Origin of the sequence: Hyphomonas chukchiensis (assembly GCF_000682695.1) — a bacterium.
Lineage (GTDB): Bacteria > Pseudomonadota > Alphaproteobacteria > Caulobacterales > Hyphomonadaceae > Hyphomonas > Hyphomonas chukchiensis.
Map to the genome: position 1 here is coordinate 1 of NZ_AWFG01000063.1, position 19,204 is coordinate 19,204.

The following is a 19,204-nucleotide window of genomic DNA, read 5'->3' on the forward strand; positions in this document are numbered from 1 at the left end:
AGCGCGATCGGTGCGAGGGCGAAAAGCATCCCCAGGGTCACCCAAAATCGCAGGGATTTTGTCCGCAAAGTGTCTCGAAAACGTGTGTGCATTTCAGAAAGTGTTTCGTTTATGGTTTGGATTCCGCCCCGACATGCATAGGCAGTCAGGGTGTCCGCCTTGTTAAGCATTTGGGTGCAATTTGAGCGTTCAGTGTCCGCGGCGTGCGCGAGTCGCGAGATCGGCGTCAAGACGCTAATACGTGTCCGGATCACAAGCGCAGACATTCCGTCTCGCAGCGATGCCTCTGGCCCTCGCTTCCCCTGCCAAACGCGCTGGACAGGCCGGCATGGCCAGGGTGGGCCGGAACGAGCAAACAAAGCACTGCCACATCCTCTCACCCACTCGATGAACAGTCTGAGCGTCCGGGGCGAACCCCTGACGCGGGTCAGGCAATCCGGAAGGGGCCATGTTCAACAATAAATTATTCAAAACGCGGCTGTTCAGCGCGGCGCCAGCATCCATCATCCTGGCGTTTCAGGATGCGCAGTGTCCAGGGCGAAACGCCGGAGGGTGCGTTCATCAATGGTGCAGGCATGTCAGGCGGCGCGCAGCGGGTTCGGCGCTCCGTCAAGCACGTCCATCCTGTGTTCGGAGGCGCTGGTTGCCGGGCGCGCCGCGCCGGGCCTGAACGAAACCTTCGCGCCGGACGGCGCGTGGACCACCTCGAAGGGCAGGCCATTCTGGCTATTAGGGACAAGGCTCACAGAGGACTGTATAGCATGTTCTGCTACGCGATTGGTTGCTTGGGGGAGGGGCCATGGATTGACAATCGATTGGTATCGGTTGGCACCTGGAACGAACTTGCTCTCAAAGCATCCTCTTCAATTCGCTGTATGCACCCCGGGCCCGCAGCGTTACGGTTACAGACAGATCACTCCGGTTGCGCCAGTACCAACCATGCGCCCCATCGAAGACAGCGGTCAGCTCGCCTGTGTCGCTGGTTTCAGCGCGCCCCTGTCGATAGCTGACTGTATTGCCGTCTGTACCATCGGTATGGAGGTCTGAGTTCAGGTTTCCCTGATCGACGGTCCATTCGTAACTGGCTGTATCGTCCTTTTTCATCACCAGTTTGATTTCTGCCGATTCCCCTGGCCCGAGCGTAAGACTGACTTCGTCACGCCAGGCTGTATTTTCAGCGTCGGTCACCGAAGCGAGTGCGGAATCCGCACAGTCGGGACTTGTGACCTGGGTCGCACTGTCCGGAACGATCTCGCCCAGCTGCGCCGCAAGCTCCTGTTCGGGTGCTTCGACAACCAAATCCGCTGTTGCCTCGTCGGCGAGCTGCTGTTTGATTTCTCCCATCTGCGTAAGACCCAATATCCCCCCTATCCCGGTAGGGTCAACGGCATATTCTGCGGGAAGGATGACGGTAGCGAGCAGAGCGACAGCGGTGGTCACAGCGATCAGGGTAGAGCGCAAAAGCCGGGCACTACTGGGAAGTTCGGCACGCGTGGGCATATCTGTGTTGTACATACCTGGATCCTCTTATGAGACGAAGTAGCCGGTGAGTTGGTAGCCGATAAGCAGGAAGCCAGCGGCCATCACCACCATGTTCGCGGTATAGGCGTGTTTGAGAAAACTGGGTGTGCGCCGCCAAAATCCCATCACGATCAGGATCGCGCCGAGCGCCAGGAGCTGCCCCAGTTCAACCCCGACATTGAAGGCCAGCAGGTTGGGCAAAAGACCATCAGGAGAAATCCGGTAATCAAGTATCTTGGACGATAGTCCGAGTCCGTGGCAAAAGCCGAATATCAGAGTTGCCGCCTTGGTGTTTGGCTGAATTCCGAACCAGCGCTGATAGGCACCCATATTGTCGAGCGCCTTGTACACAATCGACAATCCAATGATGGCGTCGATGAGGTAGCTGTTGATGCCGATATTGAAGTACACACCTGCCAGCATTGTCGTTGAGTGGCCAACGGCGAACAGGCTGACATAAATGCCAATATCCTTCATCCTGTAGAGAAAGAAGATGACACCGAGGAGAAAGAGGATGTGGTCATAACCTGTCATCATGTGCTTGGCGCCTAGATAGAGAAACGCGACCAGATTCACACCTGTGATCTCTTGTATGTATCCCTTGTCACCCTCTGCGACCGCATGCGCGAATGCGTCACCAATGAGGAGCGACGAGACCAGCATAACCGCAGCGACCCGAAAGAGGGATGTTCTTGAAAAGCGGCCTGGATTGATGACTTGGAGGTTACGAGTCATTTGCGGTTTCTGGCTTTGCGTCGATTGTCTGAATGGTCGAGCGCCTGCAGATCCGGTACCGGATCTTTCGCGGAGACTCGCCGCTCTTGAGGCCGGAGACCGGATAGGGCCCGCAAGCCTGTTCTATGATTGCGGTTCGCTCGGCATTCGCCGGCTTGAGAATGTTGTTGGCAGATGTGCAGCCACCAAAACTAACCAGCGCACCGAGCAGGGCAAGCATTCCCGGGGTACATGGCACCGGGTATTTACCGTCGGCGCGGCCATCTGGCTTTGCGGAGATGTTTATCATGTTCGTTCCTTTCAACATTTTACTTCATCACAGTTTCGGTTAGGGCCAGCGTCGATGGAGATCATCCAGCACAAATTCATGCACCGGTTCTCCCAACTTGTGTCCTTCGCTCAAGTGAGGGTGATCCGCCGGCAAGTCAGAATGCGCGTGGGCAACCCTATCATCGGCGACCGACGGCCAGTATCGAAGAGCGAGTAACAGACCGGCGCCGGCAAGACCTGCGGACGCTGCGAGCGCGAAGGGTTGACCGAACCGGCTGCCAACCCACCCTGCGACTGGGTAGGTAATCAGCCAGCAAGCGTGGCTGAGGGCAAAGTGCGCGGCGAACAGGGCAGGGCGATTGTCGGGTACCGACGACCGGCGCAGCAGGCGCCCGCCCGGTGTTATCGCCAAAGAATAGGCTGCGCCAAGTACTAGCCAACCACCCAGTACGGTTGGCCAGCTCAGGCCGCCGGGCAATGCAAATGCGGCGAAAGTCAGAACTGAAAGGGTTCCGGAAAGCAGGGCGGACGCCATTAACATGACCGTTCGATCGCTGACCCGATCCAGGAGCGTTGGAAGCAGCAACGCGACAAGCATCGATCCGGCACCATAGGCGCCGAGTGTGATGGCGTAGACTTGTTGGTCGAGCCCCAACCCGTCCTGGACGATGACAACGGTATTGACGATTACCATGGCGCTGGCGGCGGCCGCCGACAGCGTGACGGCCAACATGCCGCGCAGACGCGGGGTGCCGAGATAGTTTCGTATGCCGCGCGTCATGCGGGACAGAACTCTTTCCTGAGCTGACACAGACCCATGTGCCGGCAGAGACGTCGTGAAGACCAGGAACGCGGAGGCCATAAATCCAATCGCTGTCCCGCTGAACAGGGCGTGGAAACTCACGACTGTCAGAAGCAGCGCTGCCAGAAGGGGGCTGGTCAGGTTCTCCATATCGTAGGCAAGTCGTGAAAGCGACAAGGCGCGTGTATAGTCCTTCTCGTCTGGCAGGACGTCCGGGATCGTTGCCTGGAAGGTCGGCGTGAACGCCGCCGATGCTGATTGCAGGACGAATATCAGGACATAGACCTGCCAGATCTGGTCAACGAACGGCAGGCAGAGGGCAACACCCGCCCTCAGGATATCCATGGAGATGAGGAATGCCCTGCGAGGCAAATGGTTTGCAAACGCGCCGACCACAGGGGCAATTCCAATATAGGCGACCATCTTGATGGCAAGGGCTGTGGCCAACACAGCCCCTGCATTTGCCCCGGCAAGATCGAAGGCCAGCAAACCGAGCGCAACCGTCGCAAGCCCGGTTCCGATCAGGGCGATGACCTGAGCGGCAAAGAGGTGGCGATAGGTTCGGTTGGCAAGGATGCTCAGCATGCAGTTTTATCCGACGATTCCATGAAATGCCCTTATACGACTGTCGCCGGCCGGTTGTTGGCGGATGCGGAATTTCGGACCAGTCTGCCATCATGCACAATCCGGTAAAGCGCAGGCAGGACGAGTAGCGTCAGCAAGGTGGCTGACACGATTCCGCCGATTACAACGGTGGCAAGCGGGCGCTGGACTTCGCTTCCAAGACCGATATTCAGGGCCATGGGGACAAAGCCCAGGCTGGCCACCAGCGCAGTCATGAGGACCGGTCGCAGGCGTTGCAGGGCACCGTCGAAGATCGCGGGCTCCAGTGCTTCACCCGCCTCACGACGCTGCTTGATGAAGCTGAGCATGACAACGCCATTCAGCACCGCGATTCCGGACAGGGCGATGAATCCGACGCCTGCCGAGATCGATAGGGGTAGTCCGCGCAGCGCGAGGGCCGCAACGCCTCCGGTCAAGGCCAGAGGGACGCCGGTAAAGACGATTCCGGCATCCTTGAATGTGCCAAACAGTAGCAGGAGCAGACCGAAGATCGTCAGGAGCGCGATGGGCACAACGATCATGAGACGCCTGCTCGCCGAAACAAGCTGTTCCCACGTGCCGCCATATTCGATCCAGTAGCCAGATGGAAGATCGGTTCGGGCGTCCATTTCCGTCTGCAGATCTGTAATGAACGAGCCGAGATCGCGGTCGCGGACATTCGACGTTACGGTCAGTTTGCGTTTGCCATTTTCGCGGCTGATCTGGTTGGGTCCCGGAGCAATTTCGATACGTGCCACTTCCGACAATGGAACGAACATCAGTCCATTCCCGCCACTGCGGCTTTCCGGAAGGGGAACAGGCAGGCGTTCGATCGCGCGGACATCGGTCCGCAAGTATTCCGGAAACCGGACAACAATGTCGAACCGGCGGTCCCCTTCAAAGAATTGACCGGCGACCTCTCCGCCGAGCGCGATTCCGGCCACGCGTTGTACGTCCGCGATATCAAGCCCGTAGCGTGCCAGCGCGTCACGGTCGGGATGGATGGACAGTATGGGTAATCCGGTCACCTGCTCGGATTGGGCATCCGCCGAGCCGGGTATGCTGGCCACGACACCTTCAATGGATTTGGCGAGGTCCGCGAGCGTATCCAGATCGTCTCCATAGATCTTGACGGCAACATCAGCACGGACGCCGGAGATCAGCTCGTTGAAGCGCATCTCGATCGGCTGTGTGATCTCATATTTGCTTCCCGGGACTTCCTCGACGGCCGCCTGCAATTCCGCAATCAGCTGTGGCTTGGGTTTGCGAGGTTCAGGCCAGTCCTTGCGGGCTTTCAGAATAATGAATGTATCTGCCACACTGGGCGGCACAGGATCTGTCGCGATTTCCGGGGTGCCGATCTTGGCAAAAACGCGCTCGACTTCAGGAAGCTCTGTTATCCGTCGTTCCAGCATTTCCTGCATGTCGATTGCCTGGGTGAGACTGGTACCGGGTATCCGGAGTGCATGGAGCGCGATATCGCCTTCATCCAGGTTCGGAATAAACTCCGAGCCAAGTTTCGTGGCGCCCCAGCCAGCGAAACCGACCAGCACGAATGCCGCAATCACGATGGCGTAGCGTGCCCGCAATGCGAAACTCAATGCCGGACGATATAGCGATGTGGCCCCGCGCATGAGCCAGCTTTCCTTTTCGCTGATCTTGCCACGGACCAGCAAGGCTACGGCCGCGGGCACGAAGGTCAGAGAGAGCAGCAATGCCGAAGTCAGGGCAATGACCACGGTGAACGCCATGGGATGAAACATCTTCCCTTCGATTCCGGTCAGCGCAAAGATTGGCAGGTACACAACAGTGATGATGATAATTCCGAAGATCGACGGCTTGATAACTTCGCTTGATGCAGATGCGGCAAGCGAAAAGCGCTCATCGCGAGTCAAAAGACGGCCAAGCTGATGCTGAGCCTCGCTGAACCGGCGCAGGCAGTTTTCGACGATAATCACAGCGCCATCGACGATGAGACCGAAATCAAGTGCACCCAGGCTCATCAGGTTACCTGAAACCTTGTTCTCCACCATCCCGGTAACGGTCATGAGCATCGCGAGGGGAATCACGGCGGCCGTGAGCAGCGCGGCGCGAATGTTTCCCAACAGGAGGAAGAGAACGACGATTACGAGAAGCGCTCCTTCGGCCAGGTTCTTCTCGACAGTCTTGATCGTCGCGTCCACCAGGTTCGTTCGGTTATAGACCGGTGTGATCGTAACGCCATTGGGCAATCCGGGCCGGACCGCATCCACCTTGGCATCGACGGCGACCGACACAGTCCGGCTGTTTTCACCGATCAACATGAAGGCTGTGCCAAGCACAATTTCTTCGCCGTTCTGGGTTGCGGCGCCCGTGCGCAGTTCTTCGCCCTCACGAATTTCCGCGACATCACCAAGCCGGACACTGACGATTCCGGTATCCTTGATCGTAATCACACGCAGGTCATCAAGGCTCGTCGCCTGGCCTGGAACGCGGATGAGGTTCTGTTCTCCGCTCTTCTCAATGTAACCTGCGCCAGAATTGGCATTATTGCGCTCAACGGATTGCAAAATGTCGTCGAGGGAGATGCCGAAACCTGCCATTGCAGCCGGGTCAGGCAGAATGTGAATTTCTTTTTTGAAGCCGCCAATCGTATTGACTTCGGTGACGCCCTCCACCCTGCGCAACTGAGGAAGGACCACCCAATCATTGAGCGTGCGCAGGTCCATTGCGTTCCACGGCGTGCCGTCCTCCTTCAGGGCTCCGGGTTCTGCGGACAGAATGTACATATAAATCTCGCCGAGACCCGTGGAAATCGGGCCAGGCTCGGGCGTGACCCCGGCGGGCAGCACGCCCTGGACCGACTGAATGCGCTCCGTGACAAGTTGGCGGGCGCGGTAGATGTCGGATCCATCGTCAAAAACCACGGTTACCTGGCTGAGGCCGTAGCGCGACACGGATCGCGTATAATCGAGACCCGGCAGGCCGGAGATCGCGGTTTCTATCGGGAACGTGATGCGCTGTTCCATTTCGAGGGGTGAGTAACCGGGCGCCTCGGTATTGATCTGGACCTGGACATTGGTGATGTCCGGCACAGCATCGATCGGCAATCGATTGAAGTTCCAGATTCCGAGACCCGCAAGACCCAGAACAACAGCCATCACCAACCAGCGCTGGCGGATCGAGAATTCGATAATGTGAGCAAGCATGTTTAAGCCCCCCTAGTGATCGTGGCTGGCGGCAGACTTGTCGATGTCCGCCTTGATGAGGAAGGAATTTTCCGTGACATAGACCTCGCCGGACCGAAGGCCGCCGAGCACCTCAACGTATTCGCCATCCCGCCGCCCCAGCTCGAGCATTCTGACCTCGTACGTTTCGTCGACCTTGGCGTAGACAACCGTAAAGTCCCGGAAACTTTGCAGGCCGGTTTCTCTCACAGCGAGCGGGACGTCGGTTTCGGCCGTTATGACCTCCGCCATGAGACGCATCCCGGGTTGAAGGCCGGATCCGGCGGGAATTTTCGCAACAGCGACACGCGTTTGCGAATTCACCCCGGCCATTGGAAGGAAGCGTGAGATCGTCGTGTCGACGTTCAACTCGCCGCCAGCAACGCCGAGACGGACATCCTGTCCGGTCTTCACGCGTGAAACGTCTCGGGGAAAGACGTGCAGATAGGCCTCCATTTGGCTGAAGTCTGCAATCACGAACAATGCTTCAGTGCCAGCAACATCACCGAGATTGGTGTGGCGTTCGAGAATTGTGCCAGAACGTGGCGCGGTGACGGTATATTCTTGCAGACTGCTCGAGGATTCAATCCGCGCAATCGTCTGTCCGCGCTGGACGGTATCTCCGACATTCGCGCTGACGGCCCGCACGGGACCCGGATATGTCGCCCTGACTTCGGAGGTCGCCGACGGCGCAAGCGTCACCTCTCCGGACAATGTCAGGGCGTCTCGGATGGTCGCAGGTCCAGCCGCCGCAACTTCCACGCCCGCCTCGATCGAGACAGTGTCGGCAATCCTGGTGCGACCCTCGAAGGATTCAAAACGCCAGCTATGCGTTGCGTTCGCAATTCGCGCTTCCACCTCTACGTCGAAGGAATGCGGCTCGGTTACGACGCCGTCGCCCATCAGATAGTCCTGACGTGGCGTGAAGCTGAACGTGTCTGTCATCCCGCCCAGGCGGTGGAGGCGAATCGTCAAATCCACCTTTGAAGGATCGAGCGGCTGGCCGTCCAGGAACGGGTAGATGCGATACTGTGGAGGGACACCTGTTTCAAAAATCGTTACTTCGAGTCCGTATTGACCATCCTCAAGCAGTCGTCCGCCATGCGGGCCGCGGGTGTAACCATCTTCGGCGGCTTCGGCATTGTTTCCATGGCTGGACAATGGTGCGTTCACGTTTGAGGGGTCACCGCAGGCGACCAGGGTGGCTGCCGCTATGCCGACGTAGACAAATTGCAATTGATATTTCATTCTTGTATCTCCTCGCGGACGCCAGGTGTGTCGTTGACTGACGTCAGACGGGCCAATGCTGTTTCGCTCAAAATATAGGTTCGCAGGTGAGAGAGGCGTTCCTCGCGCAGCGCCGTCAGTGTGCGTTGCGCATCGATGATGTCGAGATAGGACAGCGCGCCGCGCGCATATCCTTCGGTCGCAAGATCCAGCGCGCGCCTGGCACCAGGCAGAAGCATCGCGTCGATCGTATCAATTTCAGTGAGCGCGCTGGCAGCAGAGCGCTGGTACTGCACGGCTCGACGTAACAATTGTTGTCGAAGGGCTTGGCTTTCTATGTCGATCCGACGCTGCTCGGCGCGGGCCTGGGCGACGCTTGCAGCACTCCGTACATGTGCGCCGAGGGGTATCGAGGCGCCGCCGATAACCGCGATGTCATCCTCGATACCGTATTTCCTCACGCCCACGCTCCAGGTCACATCCGATTTGGCCTGGGTGCGCTCAAGTTCAATTCGGGAGATTGCCTCCATACGCCTGGCTTCAAGGCGAATGATTTCCGGTGACTGCAAGGACCCTGGATCTACACTGCGGAGGGATGTGCGGGCTTCCAGAAAGTCGGGGTCAGTCAGAAATTCACCTTGCGCTCCCCAATAGGCCCCGAGCGCCGCAAGGAAATTGTCCGCCTGTATTGCGTAGCGTCTCGCATCCGCTTCCGCCTGCATTCTGTCAGACGCAGCGCGCGCACCGGAGAGGAGCGGGTCCCTGGCGGCATCAACCCGCTTCTTGACGGCGACTTCGCGATCGAGCGAGATTTTCACACGCTCGCAGGCGAGCGCAACCCGCTGCTGGGCGACCGCTGCTTCCACATAGAGTATCTGAACTTCTTCAGCGACGCTGTATCGGGCTGCCGCGAGAGACGCTTTGGCAACGCCCACGCCGCGCTTGGCGAGCATTTGGCGCGCTTCGCGCTTGCCGCCGCGTTCCCAGACGCGGGAAAACCGTCCCGTCACCTGAAGGCTGTCAATGTCTCCCGCTATTCCGATCCCGGGAAAGTCCTCAATATCGAGCGCGACTGTGTCCGCCGGACGCAGCGCAGCAATCGCTGTTGCAGTATGCGCGGTGGCGATTTCGGATTTAGCGGCATCGGACCTGAGGTCAACCGCCAAGGCCAGTTGGGTGGCTTCGGGCAGTGTCAGCGTCTGACGATCAGACGTTGCTGCGCCGCACGGATTGGATTGAGCCTGCGCGTGGGGCGCAGACCAGGCCATCGCTAACGCGAGGCCGGCATATTTGAGTGACATATAAGTACAAGCTCCTGACAAAGAACAACAAGCCGGCCTGCTCGGAAGCAGCCAGCGACGTTCCATGTCAGATGCGGTCGGGGTCCGGATCTGGAGGCAATAGTGGCGCCGGATAGTCCAGAATCGCCAGACGAGACCCCAGCTGCGATGCCGGAAACTGACGGGCTGTAGCTGGCGAAGGTAGCGTCACGCCAACAAAGTGCAGATCAGCGGCATGATCTTCGCTGTCTCCAGTCATATGGTCTTGATGGGCCGGACTGGCCCCTGCTTGGGCGTCAACAGGCATGAAGACGTGATCACTGCCGTGATCATCGTGGTTTGCCTGTTCCAGGGAGTCAGCTGCGCGTGTGTGCGCGGCGGCGTGCTCGACTGGAAGAAGAGCACCCGAGACGGAAAACATTATGCAAAAGACAAGTACCCATACCTGACGCATAGGGCCATGTAGGTGAATTGCGATGATGTGTAAACAAGCAGATCTATTTCCCGTCCGGTCGTATGCAACTAGAGCATTGAACGTGTTCTTTTCAGACTTATTCATAGGAAACAGTCATAGGATCCATGATATCTTGGGAGCGAATCTCGTTTTTCCACAGGCACAATCCGGTACGTCGTCATATCCTGCGTCGGCGGGGCCTATCACGCCAGATGCCGGGTCGTTCCACAGAACATACTCGATAAGGTGGGCTACAGTTTCCGGGCAGTCAGCGCCAAGAATCGGGCCGGCAAGCAGGGGCAATCCATGCGATCGACGGGGGTCAGATACTCCTGGCGGCAGTTTTGCCGCTGCACCGGATTCGTCTGAATAGATTGAGTTGACCAACAATACCGGCATCCTCGAACACGTTGTCGTGGCGGTACAGGGTTCGAGCAGTGCCTTTACTCGAAGGCGAGGTCAGCCCCCTTCTGTTTGAAGGAGAGTTGCGTAGCTAAACGCTGAGACTCGAGCCCGGCATGTTCCTTTTCAAGCGTCCCATCCAACGGAGAGTATCAATTGCATCCTAAACAGATGCCCGGCGCAACGTGATCTGATTGCGGACTTCCCCGGACAGGTAAAAACTGGACTGCCACTTCCGCTCCCCCACTCGTTGAACAGGCTGAAGCGTCCGGGGCGATCCCTGACGCGGGTCAGGCAATCCGGAGGGGTCCATGTTCAATCCGTCACTATTCAAAACGCGGCTGTTCAGCGCTGCAGCTTCAACCATCATCCTGTCAGCCGGCATGGGCGGTGTTAATGCCGAAACGCCAGCGCCGGGCGGTGAGGTCGCGTTCAACATCGATGCACCCATGCTCGGCGACGCGCTGCGCGCGTTCGGCGCCCAGTCGGGCACGCCCATCCTGTTTTCCGAATCGCTTGTGGTCGGGCGCGCGGCGCCGGGACTGAACGGGACCTTCGCGCCGGCCGACGCGCTGGACCGCCTCCTTCAGGGGAGTGGGCTCGAAGCCGTGAAAGGGCAGGGCCAGGCGGTTATCATCCGGAAACGAACAGACGCGCCTGAGCCGGTCGTTCCGCCTGCACGTCCGCCGCGGGAGGAAGCGCCCGCCGAGACCCTGCCTGATTCATCCCGCGCCAAGGCTGACCCCGGCACACTGAGGATCGATACAGTCACTGTGACGGGCACCAGCCTGAGGGGCATTGCGCCGGAAAGCTCGCCGCTGCAGATCTACAGCCGGGAGGATATTCTCGGGTCGGGCGTGACGACAACAGAGCAATTCATCCGCACCCTGCCGCAGAATTTCGGCGGTGGGTCGACCGAATTCACCTCGCAGGGCCTGCCGACGGACGGCAATTCCCAGCGCAATTCTACCTATGGCTCCGGCGCCAACCTTCGGGGACTTGGCTCAGGCGCGACCCTGACCCTGCTGAATGGCAACCGGGTCGCACCGACCTCCACCATCGGCGATTTCGTCGACCTGTCGATGATCCCCGTGTCGGCGCTCGAACGGATCGATGTCCTCAGCGACGGCGCATCATCGATCTACGGTGGGGACGCTGTCGCCGGTGTCATCAACCTCGTCTTGCGCGACGATTTCGACGGAGCGGAGACAGGACTGCGATATGGTGCGGTGACGGATGGCGACATGGAGGAGGTCCGGTTCAGCCAGACGCTTGGCAAGAACTGGGCGGGTGGCAACATAATCGGGACCTACGAATATATGGACCGTGACGCCCTCGGTCTGTCGGACCGTCCGGATATTGCCGCGCCGACATTGCTGAACGGCGGTCCCATCAATGTCATTGATGCCTTCGACCTCCTTCCCCAGCAGACCCGCCACAGCCTGGTCCTGTCAGGACGTCAGGCCCTGGGCGACCGACTGGAGATCGCATCGACGGCGCTCTATTCCGACCGCAAGGTCGAAAGTTCCTCAGTCGGTATTGCCAATACGACCTCTGTTGCGAAAAGCTGGATTGAATCGGAAAGCCTCTCGGCGACGTTTTCTGCCGACTATATGCTCCGGCCTGACTGGAGCCTGACACTGGACGGGACATATAGCCGGATCCGGAATGACAATGTCCAGCAGATCATTCTTCCCGCCGTTGCTACGCCCTCCGAGGCAAAGACGGAGTCTTCCCTCTGGTCGGTTGGCCTTCTCGCGAGGGGCGACCTGTTCGCACTGCCTGGCGGAACCATTCATGCCGCACTGGGCGGACAATTCCGCCGGGAGGACTTCGCGCTTCGCCAGGTCGGCATGTCGCCCCTGCGCGATGGCACGCGCGACATCTCGGCCGTGTTTGCCGAACTGCTCATCCCGCTTGTCGGGACGGAGAACCGGATTCCCGGAATTGACCGGCTGGAGCTGAACCTGTCTGGCCGGATAGATGATTATTCCGACTTCGGATCGACGGCCAACCCGAAGGCGGGCCTTCTCTGGGTCCCCGTCGACAGGCTCAAGCTCCGAGGGTCCTACAGTACGTCCTTTGCGCCTCCGACACTCGGGCAATCAGGTGCGAACGACCGGGCCGTGGGGGTTCTGCCCTATGACTTTATCCGCAACATACTCGCCATTCCGCTCCCCGATCCGTCACTGGCGGGCGTCAACTACATGATCACGATCGGCACGGCGCCTGATCTGGAGCCGGAAACGTCAACGACCTATACGGCCGGATTTGACTATGAGCTGATGCGCGGTCGCCAGTCGCTGACGCTGAGTGGCAGTTATTATGACATCCGTTTTGAAGACCGGCTCGGTGTGACGCCTGTCCCGGGAAATCTCAACGCGAATTATGCGCCGGGATTCGCCTTCGCCGATCCAGGTCTGTTCCCCGAAGGAACGGTTATCTTCTTCCCGAGCGAGGCTCAAATTGCGGCCGTGATTGACTCCCTCAGCCGTCCGGTAATCTTCGCGGGCGGTGCGACGGCGTTGGAAAATATCGGCTTCATCAACAATGTATCCCTGACCCGTAATCTGGCCTCGACAGAGACAAGCGGACTCGACCTGCAAGTGTCTTACGAGACGGACACGGATGCCGGCCACCTGTCTGCCTCGCTCAATGGCAACTATATCCTCGATTTCGTGCAGCGCGCGTCCGATACGACGCCTGCTGTGGAAACCCTCAACACGCTCTATTATCCGGTCGACCTTCAGATGCGGGGACAGGTGGCCCTTGCGCGCGGCAATCTCACCAGTTCGCTCTTCCTCAACCATGTCGACAGCTATGCGACCGACAAGACCGCTGCGGCGAGCCGGATCGATTCCTGGACGACTGTCGACCTGTCATTGTCATGGGCCTTCGAACCGTCAACGCCGGGCTGGCTCAGCGGCAGCGCGCTCAGCCTGTCGGTCACGAACCTGTTCGACAAGATGCCGCCCCGGACGCCGCCCCTGACAGGCTTTACCATTACCGGGTTCGACCCCGCCAATGCCTCGCCGCTCGGGCGGTTTGTCGCGCTCGAACTGCGCAAGACCTTCTAGATGCGCGTCCCGGTCCTGTCGCGATATCACCGGCCGCCGCGCCCCAGAATTCGGCAGCAACGCGGCGGCCGGCTCCGGCCCTGGAGTGTTCTCATCGCCGCGATCGCCGTGAGCCTGATCGGAGGGGCAGGGGCTTTGCGCGCAGATCCCGCGCCTGTCCAGCGCCACAATCTCAGGCTGGAGGATGTCCTCGCTACGGAAGGTATCGGCGCAGCGCAATTTTCCCCGGATGGGCGCTGGCTGGCCTATAACCTGGTGCCGCCTTACGCCCGGCTTTCGGATTATTCCTACTGGATGCGGGCCTATGGCCTCAGCGGACACCAGCTCTGGGTCAAGGCGATGGACAATGGCGCCGCGCCCTCCCTGCAGCTAGGTCTCGATCCGGGCGCCACCAGTTTCCTGATGGGCTTCTCGCCCGGCAGCACGCATGTTGTCGTCCTTGAGCACAAAAGCGGCCGCTTCCGGCTGGTGGCGTGCCGCACCGGCGAGGCCAGCTGCGTCCGGTTCGATCCCATGCCGGACATCCGGGACCGGTATGTCAGGGCAGAGGACTGGAATGCGCATCTGGTCTGGACATCGGAGGACACGTTCGTGATGCCGGTTCGCGATGACGTGCTTCCGGGTTCGGAAATGCGAAATCGTGCCGCAACCGGTACCTTTCTCTGGCAGGCGTGGAACAGGGCATGGTCGGGCCAGGGGGCGACTGCGTCCGAAGCTATCAGCACGGGCCGCGACCGTTCGGCAGACTGGGCCGCAGGCGACCTGGTCGAATTCAGCATACGGACCGGCCGGGTGGCGATCCTCGCGGCGGGACGCTACACAGGCGTGCGGGCCTCGTCGGACGGCCGGTTCCTGCTGGCGGCGCGCGTCGCCGAGCGCGAGCGGCCCCCGGCGGACGCGCGCCCGATTGCAAGCGAAACCCACCCGATTTTCGACAGGCACTACGCGCTGAGCCTGATCGACCGGACGCGCGGTGCGGTAAGGCAGGCGGGGCAGCCATTCAACGTGGATCCGGGCTCCCTGACCTGGTTGGAAACGCCGGAACGCTTTGCCGTTTTTGGCTGGGACCAGGACGAAAAGCCGGAGGACGGGCGGTTTTACATTGTCGATACCGCAACACTCAATGCGCACCCGCTCAGCCATGCCGGTCTGGCCCTTACCAACAGAAGGCAGGATCCGGATTTCAAATGGTGGCCGGGTCCGGCCCGTGCCGCCCTCCTGGAATCGGGCCTCGCTGTTCTTGCCAGGCCGGTCGGGGACGTGCGGCAGGACTGGTACCTGTTGCGGGGCGGTGCCGCACCGCTCAACCTGTCGGCTGGGCTGGATGAGCCGTCCGGTGATCTTCTCACTGTCGACCGCAGCGGCATCACGCTCATGGCGGACGGCGCAATGTACCGGCTGACCGCCGATGGTGATCCTGCGCGTCTGACGCCGGAGGGGACCCGGTTTTCGGGTCCGGTTGCCGATGCGGCCAATCCGGCCGATGCCCGGTTCGTGGATTTCACGCCCACAGCGCCGCGGATCGGTGAGGACAACAGCGAGGACCTGATACTGGCGCAAAGCGAATCTCGCACCGGAGATACCGGAATCTGGTTTGGCGATGTCCGGCCTGGCTCGGCCTCCTGGCGCCACTTTGCCCTGAACATGCCAGCCGCTCATGTCCTCGCAGCGTCCGGGCGGGCGCAAGCGGCCGTCATCACGGTAAAGGAGGGGCGCGCGACGCGTCTCCTGCTGATCGGCAAAGACTCAGTCTCCACCGAACTGGCCCGGATCAACGCACACCTGAATGCGGTGCATTCGCCGGGGACGCGGACAATTTCCTACGCGCTTCACGATCCCCAGGGCGCGGCGCCGCCCCGGCCCGTGACAGCCTGCCTGCTCCTGCCGCCCGGTTATGATCCCGCCAAACGCTATCCTGTCCTGATGGAAGTCTATCCGATCGGGATTGGCGGGAACTGTCGCACGTTCACGGATTATCCAGCACCGGGCGCCGTCGTTCCGGAGCTCTGGACCTCGCGCGGGTTCATCTATGTCCTGCCCGCAATTCCCCTCGATCTTGCAAGGACACCGGACGATCCGCTCGGCGGGCTGGGCGACCTGCTTGGCCAGACCGTAGACGCGCTTGCAGATACGGGTCCTGCCGATCCGGACCGGATCGTCCTTTTCGGCATGAGTCAGGGCGGCATCGCGTCGCTGGTTGGCGCCACCCAGTCGGACCGGTTTGCAGCCGTCATATCGATCAATGGCTGGGCAGACTATTTCAGCCACTATTTCGGGGCGCGGGGATTGATGCGCTATTTTCACCTGGATCAGAATGGGGGCGACAACCGCTGGCGCTACGAATGTGCCCGCGAGGGGCCCAGTCATGATTGTCCGTTCGGATTCGGGGTCGCGGCACTCGCCGATCCGGAGCGCTATGCGCGCACGAGTCCCGTCGCAAAAGCCGACAGCATCACTGCCCCTGTTCTACTCGTCCATTCGGATTTCGATTATTTCGGCATGGCCCAGTATGATGAAATGTTTGGCGCGCTCTATCGGGCGGGCAAGGACGCACGCTACGTACGCTACTGGGGCGAGGGCCACGGGCCTTCCTCGCCGGCCAATATCAGGGACCTGTGGATGCGGATCGATGCGTTCCTCGCCGAAAGTGGCGTGGCCGTCTCGCAGGCGGAACCGGACCGGTCGCGCTGACCCGCCTCAGGCCTGGCGACAGGGACTTCACGGAGCGGCGTTCCGGCGCGTCCTGCGGCCGAGCCATGCCTCAATGACATAGCAAACGAGGATCATGCGGCCGAATGTGTCGACCCCATAGGAACCCGGCCGCAAGGCCGCCTCCACGTCAGCGCGGTCAATCAGTCCGTTCGCGACAAGGGCGCCATTCATCAGCGTGTCTGCGAGCAAATCCCGGTTCGCCTTCAACTGTTCAGTATAGAAGCGGGAGGCATCGCCCTTCGATCGGCGCAGGCGTATCTGGTCAGGAAGGCGTCCGGCAAAGGCCTGCCGGACCAGACCCCGCCCGCGACCTCCATGGCAGAGGAGATAGGCGGGCAGTTGCAGGCAGAGTTCGACCAGCGGCTGGGATATCAGGGGGTGGACGGTCTCGTCCGTGCCGGGCAGGGCGAGGCTCTCGCGTATCTGGATCATGTGCGCGAGGCCGGAGACCTGGGCGAACTTGGCCGGGGGCAAGCCTTCAGGAACGCATGCCCAGACAGGCAGGAGATCGGAAGCATCGAGCCGCTCGTGGGTCAGCCGGTTGAGCCCTGTCTGGCGCTCCCTGATGCTGCGGATCGCGGCGGTCTCACGCGGTCCTGCAACCAGGTGTGAAAGGCTTTCTGCGAGCACGTGCCAGACCGATTCGCCAGACAGGCGGGCTGCGGCGAGGAGTTCATGCGCCGCCCGCCGGCCAGGCCCGTGGCGGCGCAGATAGTCGGCGAAGATGAGCGGGTCGCGGGTTTCGAGAAACAGGTGGTCGCCCCCTTGTCCCGTGAAGACAGTGCGGCCTGCCAGGCCAAGGGCCTGTCGACGTTCGGCATCCGCGCGTCGCCCGAGGAATTCCCGGAAGGGCCTAGCTGAGAGCGGGTGACAGTCGGGGGGCGGTAGCGGGTCGGCAGGATCAATCAGGCATTCCGCGAGCTCAATCCCGAGATCGCGGGCGACCGCTCGTGCCTGTGCGGCTTCCGGTGGATCGCCGCCTCGCAGGATGAAATGCACGGCGCGCATGTCCAGCGCGCCAGGTTCCTGCATCAGGCAGGCGGCGACGATTGCGGAGTCGAGACCGCCCGACAGGTTTAGCGCGAGATGCGGACACGCCTGGCCCCAGGTCCGAACGACACAGGACGTCGTCTCGCGCAGGCATGCTGCGGCCTCCTCCGGCGCGGGCTCCAGTGCGTTCCGTGCGACCTGTCTCGGATCCCAGAGCGCTTCTTTCCGCACCCGGCCGCCAGATACATGTAACCGGCATCCGCCGGCCAGCTCACGGACACCCCTGAGGCCGGATTGGCCCGGCTGGATCTTGTCATAGGCCAGAAGGTTCGCGATGAAATCCAGGTCCGGGTCGAAGCGGATCCAGTCAGGCAGCGGGCAGACTTCGAGATGGGAGAAGACGAGGGTGACGCCGCGTGTCTGGCAGTAGAAACACGGAATGGAAGAGGTCGGCTCGGTCAGCACGACCGTGCCGTCACTGCAGGCCAGGAAGGCCAGGTATGCGCCCCAATAGTCCGTCATCAGGCTCGCGCCGCGGGAGCTGGCAATCCGCCTGCCTGCCTCCTGGTCAAGGATGGCCAGGGGCGGGACGGGGATGCGCGCGCAGGCGCGGCGAAACAGTCTTCCGAACACGGCGCCAGAGACCTCGCCGGCTGGAATGGACAGGACATGACGCCCGGTTGTACCCGAGGTAAGATCGTGGAGCACGCATCCGGCGCTGACAGCGTGGCGGGCGGCTTCCGGCGCGCCGCGACGAACGCAACGGTCAATGTCGCTGGCGGCGGCGGCTGCGTCCGGATCGGCTGGATCCCAGATGAGGGCAAGACAGGACGGCAAGGGCTTGCAAACCTCTCAGATCACCATGAGCGTCTGATAGTCGGCGCAGGTATCCCGCTCCTCGTTGAGGACGATACCATTGCGCGACACCCAGCAATGGGCCGCGAAGGGTGACAGGCGAACGCCGAAAATCCAGTCGGCATCGACCCCGTAATGCGCCAGGAACTGCAGGAGGAGCATGCTCCGAAGGAAGCAGGCATCGTGTATGCTGACGCAATAGGGTGTGAGGGCATGAAAGCTGCGGGCGAGATCGATTGCGCGCGCGTCAGAGCCGGACGCTTTCGCGCGAGCCGTCTGTTTCCACTGTTGGGCTGCTGTCAGCGTGGCCGCGAGGCGCCCGCCACGGACCCGTCGCGCAAGACCCCAGGCTGCCCGAAGCGCCACGAGGGTCGCGAGATGCCTGAGGGAAGGGGCATGGCCCTGGCCGATGTCAAGATCGTAGATAGAGGCGTGCACGCCACAGGGTGGGGTCAGATGGATGGGCTGTCCCAGATCCTTGCTCCGGGTGAGGACATGTTTGTCACAGAGCCGCTCGGCAAACTGGCCGGCGAGGCCGGACATTCCCGCCTTTGGCGCCGCGGCGATATCCGAAAACCACGCGGCTTGTGAGCCTGAGAGGTAAAGATAGCGATCAAGCGCGGTATCGAGGAGGACATAGTCGCCGCCGACAGCGCAGGCGTGAATGCCGTTGCGAAACAGATAGTCGTCCTGCATGGGCGGGTCTCCACCAGAGGGTTCCTGCTGCCCGGCGAGGCGTCCGATTTTGCGCCGCGCCGAAAAAGGGGGACCGAAGTCCCCCTTCCTGTCAGCCGATCGGGATGAGCCGCGAGTTCGGCCCCACGGCGAATTCGGCGCCCTGGTTGAAACCGCCCCGGGTCTCTTCCGACACCGATCCCAATTCGATCGGCTCGAATGCATCATCGTCAAGATGGTCGTCTGTCTGCGTATTCATGGCATTGACTCCTTTTGGTTTGAGGGTGTGTCGCTGGCCGGACGACACGTAGAAAATGCATCCTATCTAAAGTAGAGTCAACGGCGATAATGTTAAAAAATATATATAAAACAGATAGATAGCAAAGCGCCGCTTC

At 60.7% G+C, this 19,204-nt stretch carries 14 protein-coding genes; 2 read left to right on the forward strand and 12 right to left on the reverse strand.

What is annotated here, in order from left to right:
* Positions 1 to 578: 578 nt before the first annotated feature.
* From HY30_RS20105 to HY30_RS20110, 9 genes are all read right to left on the reverse strand, one after another.
* Entirely contained in the window at positions 579 to 746 is a 168-nt protein-coding gene (locus HY30_RS20105) for a hypothetical protein (protein ID WP_155839372.1), read from the reverse strand.
* Between the two features lie 103 nt (positions 747 to 849).
* The gene (locus HY30_RS15415; RefSeq protein ID WP_034742776.1) at positions 850 to 1,515 is read right to left on the reverse strand and encodes a hypothetical protein; all 666 of its coding nucleotides are present in this window, start codon (positions 1,513 to 1,515) and stop codon (positions 850 to 852) included.
* A gap of 12 nt (positions 1,516 to 1,527) precedes the next feature.
* Positions 1,528 to 2,184 carry a HupE/UreJ family protein gene (locus tag HY30_RS15420; RefSeq protein WP_335594544.1) on the reverse strand — a complete coding sequence of 219 codons (657 nt, stop codon included), beginning with the start codon at positions 2,182 to 2,184 and terminating at the stop codon, positions 1,528 to 1,530.
* Between the two features lie 61 nt (positions 2,185 to 2,245).
* On the reverse strand, positions 2,246 to 2,545 hold the full coding sequence (locus HY30_RS20230; protein ID WP_035541531.1) for a hypothetical protein: 300 nt from the start codon (positions 2,543 to 2,545) through the stop codon (positions 2,246 to 2,248).
* Between the two features lie 39 nt (positions 2,546 to 2,584).
* Complete coding sequence (locus HY30_RS15430; protein ID WP_034742787.1) at positions 2,585 to 3,913, reverse strand: MFS transporter; 1,329 nt, start codon at positions 3,911 to 3,913, stop codon at positions 2,585 to 2,587.
* Positions 3,914 to 3,945: 32 nt separating this feature from the next.
* On the reverse strand, positions 3,946 to 7,119 hold the full coding sequence (locus HY30_RS15435; RefSeq protein WP_034742789.1) for an efflux RND transporter permease subunit: 3,174 nt from the start codon (positions 7,117 to 7,119) through the stop codon (positions 3,946 to 3,948).
* 12 nt (positions 7,120 to 7,131) lie between these two features.
* Positions 7,132 to 8,385 (reverse strand): efflux RND transporter periplasmic adaptor subunit, encoded by a 1,254-nt coding sequence (locus tag HY30_RS15440; RefSeq protein ID WP_034742794.1) that lies wholly within the window; start codon positions 8,383 to 8,385, stop codon positions 7,132 to 7,134.
* Positions 8,382 to 9,665: a TolC family protein gene (locus HY30_RS15445; RefSeq protein WP_034742796.1), complete on the reverse strand. Its 1,284-nt coding sequence runs from the start codon at positions 9,663 to 9,665 to the stop codon at positions 8,382 to 8,384. Before HY30_RS15445 ends, HY30_RS15440 begins: the two co-directional genes overlap by 4 nt.
* A gap of 67 nt (positions 9,666 to 9,732) precedes the next feature.
* The gene (locus HY30_RS20110; RefSeq protein ID WP_155839373.1) at positions 9,733 to 10,203 is read right to left on the reverse strand and encodes a hypothetical protein; all 471 of its coding nucleotides are present in this window, start codon (positions 10,201 to 10,203) and stop codon (positions 9,733 to 9,735) included.
* 608 nt (positions 10,204 to 10,811) lie between these two features.
* Here HY30_RS20110 and HY30_RS15455 point away from each other — a divergent pair.
* Together HY30_RS15455 and HY30_RS15460 are read left to right on the forward strand one after the other, a co-directional pair.
* Positions 10,812 to 13,577 (forward strand): TonB-dependent receptor, encoded by a 2,766-nt coding sequence (locus HY30_RS15455; RefSeq protein WP_034742801.1) that lies wholly within the window; start codon positions 10,812 to 10,814, stop codon positions 13,575 to 13,577.
* A 135-nt stretch (positions 13,578 to 13,712) separates the two neighbouring features.
* Positions 13,713 to 16,268: an alpha/beta hydrolase family protein gene (locus HY30_RS15460; protein ID WP_034742802.1), complete on the forward strand. Its 2,556-nt coding sequence runs from the start codon at positions 13,713 to 13,715 to the stop codon at positions 16,266 to 16,268.
* A 27-nt stretch (positions 16,269 to 16,295) separates the two neighbouring features.
* On the opposite strand, the gene HY30_RS15465 is transcribed toward HY30_RS15460, so the two are convergent.
* The 3 genes from HY30_RS15465 to HY30_RS20235 form a co-directional block, all read right to left on the reverse strand.
* A complete protein-coding gene (locus tag HY30_RS15465; RefSeq protein WP_034742804.1) occupies positions 16,296 to 18,116 on the reverse strand; it encodes an asparagine synthase-related protein in 1,821 nt (606 codons plus the stop codon).
* A 15-nt stretch (positions 18,117 to 18,131) separates the two neighbouring features.
* The gene (locus HY30_RS15470) at positions 18,132 to 18,830 is read right to left on the reverse strand and encodes a lasso peptide biosynthesis B2 protein (protein ID WP_034742806.1); all 699 of its coding nucleotides are present in this window, start codon (positions 18,828 to 18,830) and stop codon (positions 18,132 to 18,134) included.
* Positions 18,831 to 18,921: 91 nt separating this feature from the next.
* Positions 18,922 to 19,068, reverse strand: coding sequence for a hypothetical protein (locus HY30_RS20235; protein WP_162174905.1), 147 nt, complete (start codon positions 19,066 to 19,068; stop codon positions 18,922 to 18,924).
* Between the last annotated feature and the right edge of the window lie 136 nt (positions 19,069 to 19,204).

What these genes read in the sequence shown, in the direction of transcription:
- HY30_RS15415 (WP_034742776.1), bottom strand. Translation starts at nt 1,515, where the DNA reads ATGTACAACACAGATATGCCCACGCGTGCCGAACTTCCCAGTAGTGCC.
- HY30_RS15420 (WP_335594544.1), bottom strand. Translation starts at nt 2,184, where the DNA reads ATGCTGGTCTCGTCGCTCCTCATTGGTGACGCATTCGCGCATGCGGTC.
- HY30_RS20230 (WP_035541531.1), bottom strand. Translation starts at nt 2,545, where the DNA reads ATGATAAACATCTCCGCAAAGCCAGATGGCCGCGCCGACGGTAAATAC.
- HY30_RS15430 (WP_034742787.1), bottom strand. Translation starts at nt 3,913, where the DNA reads ATGCTGAGCATCCTTGCCAACCGAACCTATCGCCACCTCTTTGCCGCT.
- HY30_RS15435 (WP_034742789.1), bottom strand. Translation starts at nt 7,119, where the DNA reads ATGCTTGCTCACATTATCGAATTCTCGATCCGCCAGCGCTGGTTGGTG.
- HY30_RS15440 (WP_034742794.1), bottom strand. Translation starts at nt 8,385, where the DNA reads ATGAAATATCAATTGCAATTTGTCTACGTCGGCATAGCGGCAGCCACC.
- HY30_RS15445 (WP_034742796.1), bottom strand. Translation starts at nt 9,665, where the DNA reads ATGTCACTCAAATATGCCGGCCTCGCGTTAGCGATGGCCTGGTCTGCG.
- HY30_RS20110 (WP_155839373.1), bottom strand. Translation starts at nt 10,203, where the DNA reads ATGAATAAGTCTGAAAAGAACACGTTCAATGCTCTAGTTGCATACGAC.
- HY30_RS15455 (WP_034742801.1), top strand. Translation starts at nt 10,812, where the DNA reads ATGTTCAATCCGTCACTATTCAAAACGCGGCTGTTCAGCGCTGCAGCT.
- HY30_RS15470 (WP_034742806.1), bottom strand. Translation starts at nt 18,830, where the DNA reads ATGCAGGACGACTATCTGTTTCGCAACGGCATTCACGCCTGCGCTGTC.
- HY30_RS20235 (WP_162174905.1), bottom strand. Translation starts at nt 19,068, where the DNA reads ATGAATACGCAGACAGACGACCATCTTGACGATGATGCATTCGAGCCG.